The organism is Mesonia oceanica (assembly GCF_902499555.1).
Lineage (GTDB): Bacteria > Bacteroidota > Bacteroidia > Flavobacteriales > Flavobacteriaceae > Mesonia > Mesonia oceanica.
Map to the genome: position 1 here is coordinate 113,651 of NZ_CABVMM010000003.1, position 18,377 is coordinate 132,027.

Consider the following 18,377-nt stretch of genomic DNA (forward strand, 5'->3'; position numbering starts at 1 on the left):
TTATATAGATGAATACAGATATAGATAATCTTTTTAAAGATAAAGTATTAGGCCATCCAGGAGGATTGTTTGTTTTGTTTTTTACCGAAATGTGGGAGCGTTTTTCTTTCTATGGAATGCGTGTTCTTTTGGTTAACTTCCTAACCATGGCTGCCATTGGCTATAATCCTGGCTGGGAATGGTCTGCAGAAAATGCCGGAGCCTTATTCGGTACTTATGCCATGCTTTTATATATCACGCCAATTATTGGTGGTATAATTGCCGATAAGCTAACAGGTTATCGTTGGGCAGTAATTATTGGAGCAATTATCATGACCTTAGGTCATGCTTCTATGGCCTTAGAAACAGAACTATCTTTATATGTTGGTCTTGCATTGCTTGTTATTGGTACAGGCTTTTTTAAACCCAACATTACTTCTATCATTTCTGAAATGTATAAAGGAAATGAAGAGAAAAAGGATGGAGCTTACACTATATTTTATATGGGTGTAAATGCCGGGGCGTTTTTTGGAATGATGCTTTGTGGTTATCTAGCAGAGAAAATAGGTTGGTCGTATGGCTTTGGACTTGCAGGGATCTTTATGTTTTTAGGAACTTTACAGTTTTGGTTCTCCGGAAATCTTTTTGGGAAAATAGGAGCAAAACCTGCAAAGGATAAAGAGAATGAAGCAGAAAGAAAAGAAGGCGAAGAAGTAGAAAAGCAAAATCCTTTTACAACATTAGATAAAGTATTAATTATTATTTGCTCTGCTATTGGCTTAGGTTATGCAATTAACGATCCTATGTCCAAAATAGCAGGAGTCGATATTTTTTCAGCTTTTGAAATAGGAGGTATGCAAGGGCAATACGTGGCTGTTTTATTTGGCTTGTTTTTATTTTTAATTCTCGTTATTGGTAGGATATTACGATATGCACCGGTAATAAGGGATCGTATGTTCGCCTTTATCATCTTTGCATTTTTTACGGTTTTCTTTTGGTTGTCTTTCGAGCAAGGAGCTTCATCATTAGTGTTGTTTGCTAGAGATAATGTAGATAGAGCCTTAACAGGTAACTCTGCTATTATTTTTAATATTGTAAATACCTTATTAACAGTTATCCCCTTAATTATCATTTCTTGGGTGTTATATTTATTATGGAAAAAAACATTCTACAAAATACCAGGTTCAAATATTGTATTGGTAGTATGTTTCTTGTTTATGTGGGCATTAGTCGGTTGGATGATTCAAAGAGACTTCAATACGGTAGCTTACGATGTGACTTATCAAGCCTTTGAAACTAGAGGTCAGGACAAGGAAGGTAATGAAACAATAACTTACAGAGCGATTTCAGAACAGACTATTGTACCCGATGGTGCAAATGTTGTAGATAGAAAAGTTTCCATTGCTGAGCCGATAACTTTCCAAGTAGGGGATAAGGTTAATATTATCGCTAAAAATAACGAAGAAACTGCTTTTGGTTACTTAGATGATGATAGAATGGAGTTGTCCATGGCAAATGCTGAGCAATTAGAGAAAGATGATCATAGAATTATTAGTGCATCAATAACAGAAGTAAAAGATAATCAAGTAGAAATTACCGTTTCTTGGTTTAGTATTCTTAACTCATTTTTTATCATTGTTTTTGCTTCCTTATTTTCTAAATGGTGGGAAAGTAAATACAATCCTTCTGCTGCTACAAAATATGCATTAGGGCTTATCATTATGTCGATTGGTTTTGGATTGTTAGCTTGGGGTGCAAATGGCGTTTCAGGAACTATGAAGGTGAGTATGATTTGGCTTATATTGGCATATTTATTCCATACTTTGGGAGAGTTATGCCTTTCTCCGGTGGGGCTTTCTTATGTAAGTAAATTAGTTCCCGCGAGAATGATCGCGCTTATGTTCGGGATGTGGTATTTAGCTATCGCTATCGGTAATAAATTAGCAGCGGTCTTAGGAGGGCAGATTGAAAATATTACAAAAGAATATAACCTTTCAACATTCTTTTTGATATTTACTATTGTTCCGGCTGTGGCAGGGGTGTTGGTTTTCTTCTTAAACCCAGTACTCAAAAAATTAATGCACGGAGTGAAATAATATATTCTTTCCGGGCGTTGATATGTATATAGTCCAAGCGTCTTGGAATGGTTTTTGAATAAAAATAGTTATGAAGAAGATATATTTAACTTTCGTGCTTCTCTTAGGAGTAGCCATAAGCAATTACGCTCAAGAAATTGAGTGGATGACAATGAATGAGGCCTTAGAGGCTCAAGAAGAAAATCCTAAGAAGATTTTTATGGATGTGTATACTTCTTGGTGCGGGCCTTGTAAGTTATTAGATAAAAACACTTTTCAGAATAAAGATGTAGTGAATTTTGTAAATGAAAATTTCTATGCCGTAAAGTTTAATGCTGAAGGTACCGAAGAAGTAGATTATCAGGATTTCACCTATACCAATCCCAATCACGATCCTAATCGAAAAGGAAGAAATAGTCAGCATTTATTTGCACACGCTCTTAAAATCTCAGGATACCCAAGTATGGTGTTTTTTGATGAAGAGTCGAATGTAATTGCTCCAGTTACCGGTTATCATACTCCAAAAGATTTAGAAATCTATTTAAAGATGATTGCCAATAACGATTACAAAAAGCTAACTACCAATGAAGCGTGGAATAAGTATAAGCAAAATTTTGAAGGTACTTTTTAATGAAATTTTAAATGTGATGTTGAAATTGTGCTAAGATGTTTCAATAATCAATAACAAAAGCTCCCTTTTCTCTAGTGTAGTGAAAAGGGACTTTCTTTTTTCTACAGGTAATTCTCCAGCGTTCTACATAAGAAAAATAGTTACTTCCATCTACGATCACATGTTGAGGTTTTATTTCCAAAAGAACTTTTTCTAAATTTATTTTAGGCGAATTACTTAATAAAACATAATTAGCATGAATGCCTTTTGGCAATTGCCAAATTCCTAAGCTATCAATAATGAGTAGATTTTTACCAATAGGTGTTTGATGAAAATTCTTAAGTTGAAAAGTATCTATTTCGCTGGCTAATTGAGTTTTAAAGTTTTCTAACAGGCTTGAGTTTTGAATTGAATGATATGGATCGATAAAAACTTTTAAGTGATTTCCTGTCTTATCTACGATAATCGATTTTCTGTTTTTGTGCAATACAAATAACTTCTGCTGTTGATTTATTTGATAAAAATCATATATGTAGATACATTGAAAAAGTAGTACCGAAATGAGTAAACTAAACACAAATCCTTTCTGTTGATATTTAAAAAATAGGAAGCTGAAGAAAATGATTATATATAAAGAAATCATCATTTCCTTAGTGAAATAAATATTCTTGAATATAAGTTTTTTATAACTGGCGATTTCGTGAATAACAAGTAATAGAAAATCTAAAGTCCTTCCGTATAATTCGTAAAGCAATGCAAAATCGAAATTAATAAAAGAAGCTGTTATCACTACTATTCCAAAGCCAATCAGTATAAAAAGCCAAGGAATGATAAGTAAATTCGCTACTAAGAATAAACATGGAAACTGGTGGAAGTAGAAAATGCTCAACGGTAAAACTCCTAACTGCGCACAAAAACTTACCAAAAGAACATCAAACAATTTCCTGCTTAGCCAACCTTTAATATAAAATTTCCTTTTTATCAAAGGTTGAAAGCTAATAATTCCCAAAACCGCCAAATAACTCATTTGAAAACCTACCGAAAAAATAAGGTAAGGATTGTATATCAACATCACTAAAGCCGAAAGGCAAAGCATATTGATAGTAGAAGCCTTTCGTTTAAATATCAAGCCTGCGTTTAAAAAAGTAAACATTGTTGCTGCCCTAATTACGGAAGGAGAGAAACCAACCAATAACGCAAAAAACCAAATGCACAAAACACTTAATGTGTATTTAAAGTATTTACCCCCTCTTACTTGTTCAAGTGGATTCAGTATAAAATTAAGGATCATTAAAACAATACCCACGTGTAAGCCTGAAACTGCTAAAATATGTATTACTCCAGCAGAAGAGAAATCATTGTAAATTTCAGGGTCTAATTCCTTTTTTTGACCTAATAATAAGGCTGAAGTTAAATTAACCTGTGTTTTTGATAATCCTTTTTGATTAAGATTTTTAATGATTTCTTGTCGTAGGCCAACAGCCATTTTTTTCAAAGAAGGAGAACCCTTTGCTATTACATTCACAGAAGCATGATCAGTTTTTATCTGTTTAAATACTTTTAGCTTCTTTAGGTATTCTTGGTAATTAAATTGATAAGGATTTAAAGGAGCATAGACATCTGTAAGTCTTTCTTTAATTGCAATTTGATCTCCAATTTCAAGAATTTTTTAATCGAATCTTTTTTTACAGAAAACAAAACTTCCCCATGCGTTTCACGTTTTCCAAGGGTTTCTGTTTTCAAAATGTAATTGGTATAGTAACTAGTTGTCTTAAGCTTTTCAGAAATGGTTCCTGTTACCAAAACTTCTTCGGCTAAATCAAAATGTGAATAATGTTGAGGTTGATTTTCTACGCGTTGAAACTGAACAATCCCAAATCCTAAGCTAATAAAGGAAAAGCCGGTGATTAAGGTGTGAAAAAGAGTAGGGAATAAATGAGATTTGTTATAAAAGTAGCTCCCACAAAAAAGCATTAAAATCGAGCATAAGCCGACCATTGTTAATTTTAGTGGAATCAAAAATTGAAAACCTAAAATTATACCAAGAATTAGAAGTGGGGTAATGAATAAAATGGGATGATTCATTAACTTCATTACAAGATAAAGTTAACGAAAAATCTTCAACTTTAAAATACCCTTTTTGCCATCACAAAAGCATTATTCCAATAGCGCTCATTTAAAGAAGAAACAATAACACCTCGAGAAGTCGTGCTATGAATAAAGTTAACGCTTCCGGGAACAAGTTCGACCACCAAGCCAACATGATTGATGACGGCCCGGTTTTTATTGGTTTGAAAGAAAAGCAAATCACCTACGTTTATTTCATTTACATGAAGCATTCTACCTTCTTTAGCCATCTCTCGGGAAACTCTGGGTAATTGAATGTTTTCACTTAAAAAGGAAGTGTAAATAAGTCCGCTACAATCCATGCCGCGTTTGGTGGTTCCGCCATATTTGTAACGCGTTCCTTGAAAATCAAGCGCATAATCGGCAATTCTGGTAGCTACGGGAATAGGATCGTAACGATAAGAACTACTCTTTTTTACTGGGCCACTAGCCGGAGAATGATCGGCAATCCGTTTTTTACTTCCGCAGGAAACAAGGCTTATGGTTAATAAACAGAGAACAATATATTTATGCATCAGATTTGATTTTTTTGTAAATAAGTTGAGCGGTATTTTGGCTGGCTCCCGTTCCTCCTAATTTCTGCCGAAGTAGTTTATAGTCTTCAAAAAGTTGCTCACGATGCTTTTCATCTAAAATTTTAGAAAGTTCAGCTTTCAGGTTTTTCACATTGAAGTCATGCTGAATTAATTCCTTGACCACTTCTTTATCCATGATTAAATTCACTAAAGAAATATAATCAAGATTAATCACGCGCTTGGCAATTTCATAAGAAATAGTACTTCCCTTATAGCAAACCACTTCGGGAACGTTAAATAGAGCTGTTTCTAAGGTTGCTGTTCCCGAGGTTACTAAAGCAGCGGAAGCCACACTTAGTAAGTCGTAAGTTTTATTCATCAGTAAAGAAACATTGCTTTTCTTTAAAAAAGGTTCATAAAACTCTTTATCTTGACTTGGAGCACCAGCAATCACAAATTGATAGTCGCTAAAATCTTTGGTAAGTTGAAGCATTGTCGAAAGCATTTTAGTGATTTCCTGCTTTCGGCTTCCCGGAAGTAAGGCAATAATGGGTTGGGAAGTTAAACCATGTTGCTCTGTAAATTTTTCAAAAGAAATTTCTTTTCTATTTTCTATAGCGTCCAGTAAGGGATGCCCCACAAAATGTACCGGGAAATTATGTTTTTTCTCATAAAAGTCTTTTTCAAAAGGAAGGATGACGTACATTTCATCTACATCACGTTTAATGGCTTTAATACGGTTTTCTTTCCAGGCCCAGATTTGTGGAGAAATGTAATAATGGGTTTTATAGCCTTCTTTTCTTGCCCATTCTGCAATCCTGAAATTAAAACCGGGGTAATCAATAAAAATAATTACATCGGGTTGGTAAACAGAAATATCCTTTTTGCAGAGCTTCATATTTTTGAGAATCGTCCTTAAATTAAAAAGAACTTCTACAAACCCCATAAACGCTAGCTCACGGTAATGTTTTACTAGTTTGCCGCCTTCTTTTTGCATTAAATCACCTCCCCAAAACCTGAAATCTGCCTTCGGGTCTTGTTGTTTGAGGGCTTTCATTAAGTTGGAAGCATGCAAATCTCCGGAAGCTTCGCCGGCAATGAGGTAATATTTCATCTTAATTAAATTTGAAAATCACAATAGTGATTGCTGCAATTAAAGTAGCAATAAGAACTCCGCGAGAACGATAGGGCTGATTTTTCTTCAAGAAAACAAAAAACGGAAGAAAATTTAAAATGGCTCCAAGGGCAATTAAGCTTCCTATATAACCTTCCTCCATCGCACTTTTTAAAGTTCCTTCTAAGCTATCGGGTGAAAATCCCATTATATAAAGATATATGCCAGCAAGATTGGCAAATAAACCTACAAATAATCCTATGAAAATTTCTTTTTTAATCATTCAAATTCCAGGTATTTAATTCTTTAATTGTATGATGGGCGGTTAAATCGAATTGAACGGGAACCACAGAAACATAACCATTTTCCAAAGCCCATTCATCTGTGTCTTCACCTCCGTCTTCATTTACAAACTCACCGGTTAACCAATAATAATCCCGTCCTTGCGGATTGGTACGTTTGTCAAATTCTTCCACCCAATGTGCTTTAGCTTGACGGCAAACCTTGATTCCTTTAATCTTTTTTTCTTCTAGTTTAGGTAAATTTACGTTGAGTACTACGCCATCCGGAAGTCCGTTTTTAAGTACTTTTTTAGTAATGGCTTTTATAAATTTAGTAGTAGGCTCAAAATCTGCGGTCAACGAATAATCCAATAATGAAAAACCAATGGCGGGAATACCTTCTGTTCCAGCTTCTACCGCAGCACTCATCGTACCAGAATAAATGACGTTAATAGAAGAATTAGAGCCGTGGTTAATTCCGCTTACGCACAAGTCAGGTTTCCTGTGTAAAATCTCTTGCGTAGCAATTTTTACACAATCTGCCGGTGTGCCCGAGCAGCTATATTCCTGATGTTTTTCGGTTTCCTTAAGTTTTACCGGATCACAATACAGATTATCGTTGATGGTGATGGCATGACCCATTCCACTTTGGGGACTGTCGGGAGCAACCACAACTACCTCACCAAGTTGTTTCATTAATTTTATTAAATGCCTAATTCCGGGTGCGGTAATTCCATCATCATTTGTTACTAAAATTAGGGGTTTCTCTTTACTCATAAGGAATTTTTTATAAAGCTAAAATAAGCATTTATCGCACAATCTGTAAGATTTTTAAGGATATTCAATACCTTCGCATTATCTTTATTTTATGATTTTAAGTTGAAAAAAAATACTATTTTTAAATTTTTGTCAACGTACAGTTTAAATTATCTACTTAAAAAATTAAACTGGCACAATTTTAGAATGGTTTACAGAAGAAATTGCTAATGAATTTAAAAAGATTTATGAAAAGGAATTATAAAATTTTCTTACTCGGACTACTCTTGGCAGTTGCCTCTTGTAGCTTTACCACCAAAGAGTTTGATGCAGATTCAGATAAAGATGAGGTTCTTATTGAACTTATTTCATTTGTTTTAAGTAGAGGCCATTATGACCCAAAAGATATTAATGATGAATTTTCTGAAAAAGTTTATCACGATTTTTTAAGCGATTTAGATCCTCGAAAAAGATATTTTTTACAAGAAGATTTAGATAGTTTTGATATTTATAAAGACAAAATTGATGACCAGATTCAAAATCATAAAATCGATTTTTTCTCGGTAACTTACGATAAGTTTCAACAACGTCTTGCCGAAGCAGAAACTTACTATCCTGAAATTTTAGCGCAGCCTTTTGACTTTAGTAGTCAAGAAGAAATCAATACCAACTATGATGATATGGCTTATGCATCTTCCAAAGAAGAATTAAAAGAGCGTTGGAAGACACAGTTGAAATTTGCTACGCTAGCTAATTTTTATGATTTAAAACAAGAGCAAAAAGCAAAGGCCGAAAACGAAGAAGATTTTCAGCCAAAGTCTGATGAAGAGTTAGAAAAAGAAGCTCGGGAGATGACGAAAACTGCTTTAGATGAATCTTTTGATATAAATGATGACTTAGGCCGTAAAGATTGGTTTTCTGTTTATTTAAATGCAATAGTAGAAGAGTTTGACCCACATACTTTTTACTTCGCACCAAGAGATAAAGAGCGTTTCGATATTCAAATGTCAGGAAGTTTAGAGGGTATTGGAGCAAGGCTTCAAAAGAAAATGGATAACATTAAGGTTCTTGAAATTATTTCAGGAGGTCCTGCTTGGAGAGGAGAAGAATTAGAAGTTGGAGATTTAATTCAAAAAGTAAAGCAAGAAGATGAAAAAGAGCCGGTGAGTATCGTGGGGATGCGCATAGACGATGCTGTAGATTTAATCAAAGGTCCAAAAGGAACCAAAGTTACACTAACCGTAAAAAAAGTAGACGGTACTGTGGAAGATATCACGATTGTAAGAGATGTGGTAGAGATTGAGGAAACTTATGCAAAAAGTACTATGGTGAAGAAGAATGACCATAATTATGGTTTAATCAATTTACCACGTTTCTATTTTGATATGGAAGACTCCAGTAGAAGAACAGCGGCGAGTGATATTAAAGATGAAATCATTGAGTTGAAAAAACAAAATATGGATGGCTTGGTGCTGGACCTTAGAAATAATGGCGGTGGGTCTTTAGCTACCGTAATTGATATTGCAGGATTGTTTATAGAAGAAGGGCCGGTGGTCCAGGTGAAATCTGGAAACGGGGAGCGTGAAATTTTAAAAGACGAAGATGATGAAATTCTTTGGGATGGTCCATTAGTGATTTTGGTAAATGAACTTTCTGCCTCGGCTTCAGAAATTTTAGCGGCAGCCATGCAAGATTATAAAAGAGCGGTGATTATAGGAAGCAAACAAACCTATGGTAAAGGAACCGTTCAGAATGTAGTAGATCTTAACCGCTGGATGCGAAACAGCGATTTAGGGGATATGGGAGCGTTAAAAGTAACTACTCAAAAGTTTTATAGAATTAATGGAGGTTCTACACAATTAGAAGGAGTGAAGAGTGATGTGGTCGTTCCAGATCGTTACAGCTACATTGATATAGGAGAAAGAGATATGGAAAACCCACTGCCTTGGGATAAAATAGAACCAGCAGATTATACCGTTTGGGAGGGTTACAAAGATTTTGATAAAGCTTTAGAAAGCAGTAAAAAACGAATGGCAGAAAGCAAGCAGCTTCAACTAATTGATGAAAGTGCAAAATGGATTAGCGAACAGCGAAAAAAGGATATTTACCCGCTAGCTTATGAAGCTTATTCCAAAGAAATTTCAGAAAATGAAGAACAAGCTAAAAAGTTCGATTCCATTACTGAATACAAAACAGATTTAAGTTTTTTATCTTTACCAAAAGAAGAAAAGATGTTTACTCAAGATAGTACTCTGCAGAAAAAAAGAGAACGTTGGCACGAAAGCTTAAGCAAAGATGTATATGTAGAAGAAGCAGTTAATGTGTTAAATGATCTGAGAATGTCAAGTATGAAAAAATCTGATTGGGCAAATATTAAAAACTAAGTTGCGGTTGAACACAGCTTCCAACTCATTAAGTCAATTAGCGCTTCAGAGGTTTAAAAAAAACTTCTGGGGCGTTTTAAGTTTTTGGTTTATCGTAGTATGCTTTTTAATAGCCATTTTCGCTTATGCCTTAACTCCAGATGATTCAGAAAATGCCAATCAAATGCATTTGCCCATACATTCCAAAGCTCCCGGTTTTGAAGTAATGATGCTTCATCTTCCCAATCAAAATCCTTCCGAAGAAAAATCTTGGTTCAGTCAATTGTTTTTTGGGAAGCAATTTACCGGAACAGAAATTCCTATCAATCACTATTCGTTTACAAAAGATGAATTGAGAATCGTCACTTATAATGAAGGTGAAATTGTAGGTTTGGAGAAATCTTATAATTTAGCTGAAACCTTTCCGAAAGCTACTTCTGCTGAAGAAATCAAAAAAAAATACATTCAGGAAAAAACATTTCTCTTGGGAACCGATAAATATGGAAGGGATTTGTTGAGTCGAATGCTTATCGGAATAAGAATCTCCCTTTCTATCGGTTTTGTGGCGGTTTTTATTTCTTTGGTTATCGGGATGGGATTAGGGGCGATTGCCGGTTATTTTGGAGGAAAGGTAGATGCAGCTATTATGTGGCTAATTAATGTAACCTGGTCAATTCCTACATTGCTATTAGTGATTGCCATTACCTTGGCATTAGGTAAGGGGTTTTGGCAAGTATTTATCGCCGTTGGTTTAACGATGTGGGTGGAAGTAGCCAGAGTAACCCGCGGACAAGTAATGAGTGTAAAAGAAATGCAGTATGTAACAGCTGCAAGAGCTTTAGGTTTTGGTAACATCAGAATCATTGTAAAACATATTATTCCAAATATTTTAGCGCCCATCATTGTGATTTCTGCTGCTAATTTTGCTGCCGCTATTTTAATTGAAAGTGGATTGAGCTTTTTGGGAATTGGGGCGCAGCCACCCATGCCCAGTTGGGGAGCGATGATTAAAGACCATTACAGTTATATTATTTTAGGGAAACCCTACTTGGCCATTATTCCCGGTTTGGCCATTATGAGTTTGGTGATGGCTTTTATGCTAATAGGGAATGCTTTACGCGATGCACTCGATGTAAAAGCATAATTTTTGTTATCTTCACTTAAAAAACAACTATGGCATCTATATTCACTAAAATTATCAACGGAGAAATTCCAAGTTATAAAGTTGCAGAAACCAAAGATTTTTTTGCGTTTTTAGATATTAACCCTAATTCAAAAGGTCATACTCTTTGCATCCCCAAAAAAGAAGTTGATAAGATTTTTGACCTAGATGAGGAAACTTATATGGGATTAATGCAATTCTCTAGAAAAGTAGCACTTGCTGTTAGAAAAACGGTAGATTGTAAAAGAGTAGGGATGTCGGTAATCGGGCTGGAAGTGCCCCACGTACACGTTCATTTAATACCGCTGCATACCATGGAAGATGCAAGATTTCAACAAAAAACAAAACTCTCCGGTGACGAAATGGAAAAACTGGCAAAAGAAATTGCAGCTAACTTTTAATCTATTTTTTTTAGTTTAATTTCAAAAGTAGTTCCTTTACCCACTTCGCTTTTAAGGACCTTGATTTTGCCGTTATGGTATTCTTCAATAATTCGTTTAGCTAGTGAAAGGCCAAGTCCCCAGCCTCGTTTTTTAGTAGTGAATCCCGGTTTAAAGATTTTTTTGTATTTAGATTTAGCTATTCCTTTTCCGGTATCGGTAATTAAAATGTTTACACGTTTAGGTTCATCGATAATTTCTACATCAATATCTCCTTTCCCTTTTAGCGCATCAATGGCATTTTTTACTAGATTTTCTACCGTCCAACTAAATAATTGAGGATTCAAATTCACCAATATTTTTTCCTTCGGAACTTTTAAAGAAAAGTTGATCAATTTAGAGCTTCTTGCTTTTAAATATTCATAAGAAGAAACCGTTTCTTCTACAATATCTGTAGGGGCTAAAACCGGTAAAGAACCAATTTTAGAAAAACGATCGGTAATAGTTTGAAGTCGGTAAATATCTTTTTCCATTTCTTCCACATAGGAAGGATCTACATTTTCTTGTTTCAAAATTTCTGTCCATCCCACCAAAGAAGATAAAGGCGTTCCTATTTGATGAGCAGTTTCTTTTGCCATTCCGGCCCAAAGCTTGCTCTGGTCATGTGATTTGGTAGTCGAATAAAAATAGTAGAGCATCGCTAGGTAAAGAATCACAATCATTAAAATACCTATGGGAAAATACTTTAACTTGTTCAACAAACTGGAATTCCCGTAATACAAAGTCCCAAATTTTTCACCTTTAACAGCAATTTCAATGGGTTTGTATTCTGAAGAAAACTCGGTGACTAATTCTTCAATTTGTTCCTTATTTCCTGCTTGCTTTCTCGGAATATTTCGACTATCGTATAAATCATCTTTTTGGTTATAGATAATCATCGGGGTTGAAGTATTCTTGGAAAGAACCATCAATTCTACCGGAATATCTTCATTTAAATCGCTGTTTAAAATTTCGGAATAAGCATTCACCCAAATTTCCATTTTATCGCGTTCCTCTTTTTTTAGCCTATTGAAAAATATAGAGACATTCCATAAAAAAATCCCTACAATAGCTACAGAAGAAACTAAAATAAACCAGCGGATAAAACGGTTTTCATCATTAAATGTCATGAGATTCTAAATCTTGAAAGTTTTAAATATAAAGGTTTTTCTCTTTAATTATTGTTTCTTCTCAGTTTTATATTCCTCTTTCTTATAGTTATCTTTGTAAAAATTATTTTCTAAATGCTATCCATAAATCCTAAAGATACCGCTACCCAAAAATTATACGGTTTAATGGCAGGTAGCGTTGGCCCAAGACCTATTGCATTTGCTAGTACCGTTAATGAAAATGGAGAGGCTAACTTATCGCCATTTAGCTTTTTTAATATGATGAGTGCAAACCCGCCAATTTTGGTGTTTTCTCCGTTGTTAAAAATTAGCGATAGCTCTAGTAAGCATACTTTGCAAAATGCTGAAACAACTAAAGAAGTGGTGATAAATATTGTAAATTACGATATTGTACAACAAATGTCACTTTCCAGTACAGCTTATGCTGAAGGCGTGAATGAATTTGAAAAAGCCGGTTTAACGATGCAGGAATCTGAATTGGTGAAACCTTTTCGGGTGAAAGAATCTCCCATTCAATTTGAATGTAAAGTTACTCAAATTGTAAAGTTAGGAGAAGAAGGTGGCGCGGGAAACATGGTTGTTTGTGAAGTAGTGAAAATGCATATTGCTGAAGATGTTTTAGACGAGGATCAGAAAATAGATCAATTTAAACTCGATCAGGTAGCTCGAATGGGAGGTAATTTGTATTCGAGGGCAAACCAAGGGATTTTTGAAATTCCGAAACCTATTTCATCTATGGGGATGGGAGTAGATCAATTACCGGAAGATATTAAGACAAGTTCTATTTTAACCGGAAATGATCTAGGAAAATTAGCAACTTTAGAAAGTGTGCCTTCAGAAAGTGAAGTAAAAGAATTTATAGAAGAAAATAAATTAAAAGAATACGTAAGCGAAAGCTCTTCAGAAAAAATACATGCTATTGCACAGGAATATTTAAAGAAAGAAGAAGTGCTTAACGCTTGGAAAATTTTATTGGCAAAAAAGTAAGAATTAGATGGAAGTACAAGGAAAAATTAAAAAGATTGATGAGACTAAAACCTTTGGAAATAATGGTTTTAGAAAACGTGAAATGGTAGTGACTACCGAAGAACAATACCCACAACATTTATTGATTGAGTTTGTTCAAGATAAATGTGATTTATTGAATAATTACCAAGTAGGACAGCAAGTAAAAGTTGGTGTTAATTTACGCGGGAGAGAGTGGGTAAGCCCACAGGGAGAAACCAAATATTTTAACTCTATTCAAGGGTGGAGAATTGAAAATTTACAAGCTGCCGCACCTCAAGGAAATAACCCTCCGGTACCACCGGCAGATCAATTTGAGCCTGCTCAGGATTTTAACGAAGAAGATCACGACGATCTACCTTTTTAAAGAAAGAGAAAAATATCATTGTAAATAAGCGAAAATCCGACCCATTGGGTCGGATTTTCATATAGTGGTTTAAGTTAACCTTTTAAAAAGAAATTCAAAAAAAGCAATGATGAACAAAATTTATCTCAAAAGGTTATTTCAAATATCGTTAAATTTTTGATAATAGACAATCAAATAGATATTTTAATTATCATCAAATCATTATTTATCAATTAGATGCATATTTTAGGGGCAGAAAATATTTTTCCTTGCGTGGAGAGTTCAGATGCAGAAGGACTTTTGGCAATAGGTGGAGATTTATCTTCAGAACGTTTATTGTTAGCCTATCGTTCTGGTATTTTTCCTTGGTATGAAGAAGATCAGCCTATTTTATGGTGGAGTCCGGATCCTCGAATGGTTTTGTTCCCTCAGCGATTAAAAGTTTCTAAAAGTATGCGTCAATTATTCAATAAAAAAGCTTTTAGGGTTACGTATAATCAAAATTTTGAAAAGGTAATTCAAAACTGTGCAGAGATTAAGCGAGAAGGACAACGTGGTACTTGGATCACTGAAGAGATGATTTCGGCCTACATCCAACTTCATCAAGAGGGTTTTGCAACTTCTGTTGAGGTATGGCAGGAAGAAGAGTTGGTGGGAGGCTTGTACGGGATCTATTTAAAAGAACAGAAAATTTTTTGTGGTGAAAGTATGTTCGCCAAAGTAAGTAATGCTTCCAAATATGGTTTTATTTATTTAGTTCAACAATTAGAAAGAGAGGGCGTAAAATTAATAGATTGTCAAGTATATACGCCGCATTTAGAAAGTCTTGGCGCAGAAGAGATAAATCGTAATGTTTTTCTAGAGTATTTAAAGGGAAACCTTTAAAGCACTTACCAAAAATATTTGTGTGTAAGGATTTCTTGTAAAGTCTCGGTAACGATATTCTAAACCAAAATTAATAGAGGTGTCCTTAAAAATAGCATAGTTTAAGTAATTGCTATACCTAATGCCATAGTTTGGTGTTTCTTCTTTCCCAAATTCCCAAACACCTTCTACAGTTGTCGCTAAGTTAAGTTTTTTGTGATCTTTTGTCTGAAGCTGAGGGTTAAGCGGTACAATAACTGAAAAGCGATAGCGTGTACGAAAAGTGTTTTTAACTCTAAATCTTTGCGCCAATCGTAAGCGATGAGCTAGTGCAAATTTTTTAAGATTATGGGTATGCGTGTATTGTTCACTAAATCGAATTTCATTCTGCTTTTTAGTATAAATTTCGATAAATCGATACCTTACCCCGCCAGTAATTTTTCCGTATTTACCTACACTTCTGCTGGTGTAATGGTTAAGCTCTATAAATTGACCTTGAAATTTTATTTCTTCTCTAAAGTTTCTTCTGTCTTCGATATCATAGTAAACAATATCTCTTTGTGCAATGCCAAATTGATAAGACCAAAGTGTTTCATTATTTAGTTTTAATGAAACTTCAGGGTTAATGTATCCTGTAAAATTTTCTTGAGCTGAAAGCTTTCCGTATACCAAGATTAAGAAGAATAATAAGATTCTAAATTTATTAGAAAATGCAATTATCATAAATATAGTCCGCTTCCGATGTTTTAACAGTACAATACTAATTAATCTTCGAAAAACAAGATGCTAAAATGATAATTATTTAATAACAATTAATTAATGTTCTTTAGTTCTCGATACCTGAAACAAGAAATTTCATGATCATTTACCATTCCGGTGGCTTGCATGTGAGCATAAACTACAGTAGAACCTACAAATTTAAATCCGCGTTTCTTTAAATCTTTACTTAGGCGGTCACTAATGGTTGTAGTTGCTGGAGCTTCTTTGTAATTTTCTACTTCATTTTGAATAGGCTTTCCATTAACAAAACTCCAAATGTATTTGCTAAAACTTCCAAATTCTTCCTGTACTTTTATAAAAAGTTGGGCATTGGTTACGGTGGCTCTTACTTTTAATTTGTTTCTGACAATTCCGGGATTTTGAAGCAATTCCTGAATTTTATCTTCTGTATAATCCGCAATTTTTTTATAATCAAAATGGTCAAAAGCTTTTCGGAAATTTTCTCGTTTTCTTAAAATAGTAATCCAACTTAATCCCGCCTGAAAAGTTTCTAAAATCAAAAATTCAAAAATGGTATCATCATCATAAACCGGTACGCCCCATTCTTCATCATGATAAGCTTCATAAAGTGTGTCACCTTCGCACCAACCACATCGTTTTTTCTCCATATTTATCCCGATTTAGTAACAAAAGTAACCTAAAAATTAATTTACCTATATTAACTTTGCTTTAAAAGAAAACCATGAAAACGTCATCTTTACCTCAAGTAATAGAGGCAAGTTTAGCTAGAAGTTACAGCTATCAAGCTTATCGAAAATTAATAGATGATTTACTACAAGAAAGTAGATCTACGGCACCTGAACAAGACGAAAATCTTACCGAATATTCAAAGATGAACCAACGAAGAATGAAGCGTTGGGATAAAACCTTAAAAATTTCTGAGGAAGCTAAATCTCAAATAAAAGCTTATGATAAAAAGTTAATCTGGTTGGTGATATCTGAGGGTTGGTGTGGTGATGCTGCTCATAGTTTACCGGTGATGAATAAAATGGCAGAATTAAACCCGAATATTGAAATGCGAGTGGTTTTGCGAGATCAACACGAAACTTTAATGAATCAGTTTTTAACCAATGGCGGTAAATCTATTCCGAAGTTGATTATTTATGATCCGGGAACTCAAGAAGTAATTGGGAGCTGGGGCCCAAGACCAACACCAGCCACCCAGTTGGTAGAAGCTTATAAACTTGAACACGGAAAATTAGATGCCGAGCTTAAAGAACAATTACAGCTTTGGTACAATAAGGATAAAGGGCGATCTATTATTGAAGAATTATTGAAGAATTATTGAAGAATTATTGAAGTTATTATAGTTTTATGAAGATCAATGAGATTTTAAATAAAACTCATCATCGCCCGTGGTCAATACCTCAAGAAACTTGGAAGTTCTACCAAGAATGGAACCGTGTTATTTTTCTTCATTATAAAGTTAATGTAAAAGACTTATTGAGGTTTATTCCTGAGCCTTTAGAGGTAGACCTGTTTGAAGATGAAGCTTGGATTTCGTTAGTTGGTTTTGATATGAAAAATATCAGACCTAAAAATTTACCTTCTTTCAATTTAATTTCTAATTTTTATGAGTTAAACTTTCGAACGTATGTTCGGCATAAAGGGAAGAGTGGCGTTTACTTTTTAAGTATAGAAGCAAGTAAGAAGATTTCGGTTGCTTTGTCAAAAAAATTATCAGATTTACCATATAGATTTTCCAACATAAAACGTTATTCGGGGAATTTTTCTGTTAAAAATGAGGCCTATGGCGATGAGTTTATGGTAAATTATGAACCGAAAAAACGTATCGATGATAAAACAGAATTAGATGTATGGTTAACGGAACGCTACGCTCTTTTTCAAGATACTCCAAAGAGCGTGAATAAATTTGAAATTCACCATTTACCTTGGGATTTACAAAAAACAGCTATTGATAAATTAAAAGTGAATTATTCTCGTTTTAATTTTCTATTAAAAGAAAATCCCGATTTAATTCATTATTCTGAAGGGATTCAAGTTGTCGCTTGGGGAAAAGAAACGATTACAGGATAGATGATTTGAAATTTTACTTTTCTGAGTTTTGTTTCTTTTCAGGTAAAGTCTTAATAAAATCGTCAATAGAATAAGCATCATTCACGCGGAAATCTCCAATTTTGGTTCTCCGCAGTGAAGATAAATGAGCGCCGCTTTCTACTGCTTTTCCAAAGTCGTGTGCTAAGCTCCTAATGTAAGTACCTTTGCTGCAAGAGACTTTAAAATCTACTTTTGGTAGGTCGATGTTCGTTAGCTCAAAAGAAGAAATAGTTACGGTTCGAGCGTTAATTTTTACTTCTTCGCCTTTACGTGCATATTCGTAAAGTCTTTTTCCATCCTTTTTTAAAGCAGAAAAAACCGGAGGGAATTGTTCAATATCTCCTTCGAATTTTTCAGTGGTTTGCTGAAGTTTTTCTTCAGTAAGATGCTCAATGGGATAGCTTTTATCTATTTCAGTTTCTAAATCGTAGGAAGGGGTTGTGGAACCGAGGGTAAAAGTTCCGGTATATTCTTTTTCTTGTCCTTGTAACTCCTGAATTTTTTTAGTGAATTTCCCCGTGCAAATAATCAATAAGCCGGTCGCTAGCGGGTCTAAAGTTCCTGCGTGGCCTACTTTTATTTTTTTGATGCCGCAGTTTTTCCGAATAAGCCAACGTACTTTATTTACCACTTGAAAGGAAGTCCATTCCAAAGGTTTGTCGAATAATAAAATCTGTCCGTTTTTAAAATCTTCTGCGGTAAACGTTGTCATAATTTTCAATTTCGCCCCAAAGATGAACTTTTCGTTGCTATTTACAAAACGATTTCATTTTTGTAATTTTAAGAAACCTCT

Annotated in this window: 20 protein-coding genes; 10 read left to right on the forward strand and 10 right to left on the reverse strand. The window is 34.4% G+C overall.

The genetic code is table 11. The features are described from left to right. The first annotated feature begins 8 nt into the window (after positions 1 to 8). Entirely contained in the window at positions 9 to 2,075 is a 2,067-nt protein-coding gene (locus FVB9532_RS04285; RefSeq protein WP_150543971.1) for a peptide MFS transporter, read from the forward strand. Positions 2,076 to 2,145: 70 nt separating this feature from the next. Next, positions 2,146 to 2,685 carry a thioredoxin family protein gene (locus tag FVB9532_RS04290; RefSeq protein ID WP_150543972.1) on the forward strand — a complete coding sequence of 180 codons (540 nt, stop codon included), beginning with the start codon at positions 2,146 to 2,148 and terminating at the stop codon, positions 2,683 to 2,685. Positions 2,686 to 2,725: 40 nt separating this feature from the next. On the opposite strand, the gene FVB9532_RS04295 is transcribed toward FVB9532_RS04290, so the two are convergent. From FVB9532_RS04295 to surE, 6 genes are all read right to left on the reverse strand, one after another. Continuing rightward, positions 2,726 to 4,150: a ComEC/Rec2 family competence protein gene (locus tag FVB9532_RS04295; protein WP_194716482.1), complete on the reverse strand. Its 1,425-nt coding sequence runs from the start codon at positions 4,148 to 4,150 to the stop codon at positions 2,726 to 2,728. Positions 4,151 to 4,266: 116 nt separating this feature from the next. Further along, positions 4,267 to 4,758, reverse strand: a complete 492-nt coding sequence (locus FVB9532_RS04305) for a DUF4131 domain-containing protein (RefSeq protein ID WP_150543974.1) — start codon at positions 4,756 to 4,758, stop codon at positions 4,267 to 4,269. A gap of 32 nt (positions 4,759 to 4,790) precedes the next feature. Continuing rightward, on the reverse strand, positions 4,791 to 5,306 hold the full coding sequence (locus FVB9532_RS04310; protein ID WP_150543975.1) for a C40 family peptidase: 516 nt from the start codon (positions 5,304 to 5,306) through the stop codon (positions 4,791 to 4,793). Continuing rightward, positions 5,299 to 6,420 carry a lipid-A-disaccharide synthase gene (lpxB, locus tag FVB9532_RS04315; protein WP_150543976.1) on the reverse strand — a complete coding sequence of 374 codons (1,122 nt, stop codon included), beginning with the start codon at positions 6,418 to 6,420 and terminating at the stop codon, positions 5,299 to 5,301. Before lpxB ends, FVB9532_RS04310 begins: the two co-directional genes overlap by 8 nt. A gap of 1 nt (position 6,421) precedes the next feature. After that, positions 6,422 to 6,703, reverse strand: a complete 282-nt coding sequence (locus FVB9532_RS04320) for a hypothetical protein (RefSeq protein ID WP_150543977.1) — start codon at positions 6,701 to 6,703, stop codon at positions 6,422 to 6,424. After that, positions 6,696 to 7,478 carry a 5'/3'-nucleotidase SurE gene (gene surE, locus FVB9532_RS04325; RefSeq protein WP_150543978.1) on the reverse strand — a complete coding sequence of 261 codons (783 nt, stop codon included), beginning with the start codon at positions 7,476 to 7,478 and terminating at the stop codon, positions 6,696 to 6,698. Before surE ends, FVB9532_RS04320 begins: the two co-directional genes overlap by 8 nt. 227 nt (positions 7,479 to 7,705) lie before the next feature. Here surE and FVB9532_RS04330 point away from each other — a divergent pair, with 227 nt between their 5' ends. From FVB9532_RS04330 to FVB9532_RS04340, 3 genes are read left to right on the forward strand one after another with little or no spacing between them, the layout of a single operon-like run. Beyond that, positions 7,706 to 9,841 (forward strand): carboxy terminal-processing peptidase, encoded by a 2,136-nt coding sequence (locus FVB9532_RS04330; RefSeq protein ID WP_150543979.1) that lies wholly within the window; start codon positions 7,706 to 7,708, stop codon positions 9,839 to 9,841. 7 nt (positions 9,842 to 9,848) lie between these two features. Further along, entirely contained in the window at positions 9,849 to 10,964 is a 1,116-nt protein-coding gene (locus FVB9532_RS04335) for an ABC transporter permease (RefSeq protein ID WP_150544195.1), read from the forward strand. A 29-nt stretch (positions 10,965 to 10,993) separates the two neighbouring features. Continuing rightward, positions 10,994 to 11,383, forward strand: coding sequence for an HIT family protein (locus FVB9532_RS04340; RefSeq protein ID WP_150543980.1), 390 nt, complete (start codon positions 10,994 to 10,996; stop codon positions 11,381 to 11,383). Here FVB9532_RS04340 and FVB9532_RS04345 read toward each other — a convergent pair. Next, positions 11,380 to 12,531, reverse strand: a complete 1,152-nt coding sequence (locus tag FVB9532_RS04345) for a sensor histidine kinase (RefSeq protein WP_150543981.1) — start codon at positions 12,529 to 12,531, stop codon at positions 11,380 to 11,382. The two genes, FVB9532_RS04340 and FVB9532_RS04345, sit on opposite strands and share 4 nt — an antisense overlap. A gap of 114 nt (positions 12,532 to 12,645) precedes the next feature. Here FVB9532_RS04345 and FVB9532_RS04350 point away from each other — a divergent pair, with 114 nt between their 5' ends. The 3 genes from FVB9532_RS04350 to aat all read left to right on the forward strand — a co-directional run bounded on the left by FVB9532_RS04350 (position 12,646) and on the right by aat (position 14,767). Next, the gene (locus FVB9532_RS04350) at positions 12,646 to 13,518 is read left to right on the forward strand and encodes a flavin reductase family protein (protein WP_150543982.1); all 873 of its coding nucleotides are present in this window, start codon (positions 12,646 to 12,648) and stop codon (positions 13,516 to 13,518) included. Positions 13,519 to 13,525: 7 nt separating this feature from the next. Beyond that, complete coding sequence (locus FVB9532_RS04355) at positions 13,526 to 13,903, forward strand: DUF3127 domain-containing protein (protein WP_150543983.1); 378 nt, start codon at positions 13,526 to 13,528, stop codon at positions 13,901 to 13,903. Between the two features lie 216 nt (positions 13,904 to 14,119). Further along, a complete protein-coding gene (gene aat / locus FVB9532_RS04360) occupies positions 14,120 to 14,767 on the forward strand; it encodes a leucyl/phenylalanyl-tRNA--protein transferase (protein WP_150543984.1) in 648 nt (215 codons plus the stop codon). On the opposite strand, the gene FVB9532_RS04365 is transcribed toward aat, so the two are convergent. Both FVB9532_RS04365 and FVB9532_RS04370 read right to left on the reverse strand, forming a co-directional pair. Then, positions 14,750 to 15,469, reverse strand: a complete 720-nt coding sequence (locus FVB9532_RS04365) for a DUF2490 domain-containing protein (RefSeq protein ID WP_150543985.1) — start codon at positions 15,467 to 15,469, stop codon at positions 14,750 to 14,752. The genes aat and FVB9532_RS04365 overlap by 18 nt on opposite strands. Before the next feature lie 89 nt (positions 15,470 to 15,558). Then, on the reverse strand, positions 15,559 to 16,134 hold the full coding sequence (locus FVB9532_RS04370) for a DNA-3-methyladenine glycosylase I (RefSeq protein ID WP_150543986.1): 576 nt from the start codon (positions 16,132 to 16,134) through the stop codon (positions 15,559 to 15,561). A gap of 74 nt (positions 16,135 to 16,208) precedes the next feature. On the opposite strand from FVB9532_RS04370, the gene FVB9532_RS04375 reads away from it, so the two are divergent. Together FVB9532_RS04375 and FVB9532_RS04380 are read left to right on the forward strand one after the other, a co-directional pair. Further along, positions 16,209 to 16,814 carry a thioredoxin family protein gene (locus FVB9532_RS04375; RefSeq protein ID WP_150543987.1) on the forward strand — a complete coding sequence of 202 codons (606 nt, stop codon included), beginning with the start codon at positions 16,209 to 16,211 and terminating at the stop codon, positions 16,812 to 16,814. A gap of 26 nt (positions 16,815 to 16,840) precedes the next feature. Beyond that, positions 16,841 to 17,563 (forward strand): YqjF family protein, encoded by a 723-nt coding sequence (locus FVB9532_RS04380; RefSeq protein WP_150543988.1) that lies wholly within the window; start codon positions 16,841 to 16,843, stop codon positions 17,561 to 17,563. 13 nt (positions 17,564 to 17,576) lie between these two features. Here FVB9532_RS04380 and truB read toward each other — a convergent pair whose 3' ends face one another. Further along, positions 17,577 to 18,296, reverse strand: a complete 720-nt coding sequence (truB, locus tag FVB9532_RS04385) for a tRNA pseudouridine(55) synthase TruB (RefSeq protein ID WP_150543989.1) — start codon at positions 18,294 to 18,296, stop codon at positions 17,577 to 17,579. Between the last annotated feature and the right edge of the window lie 81 nt (positions 18,297 to 18,377).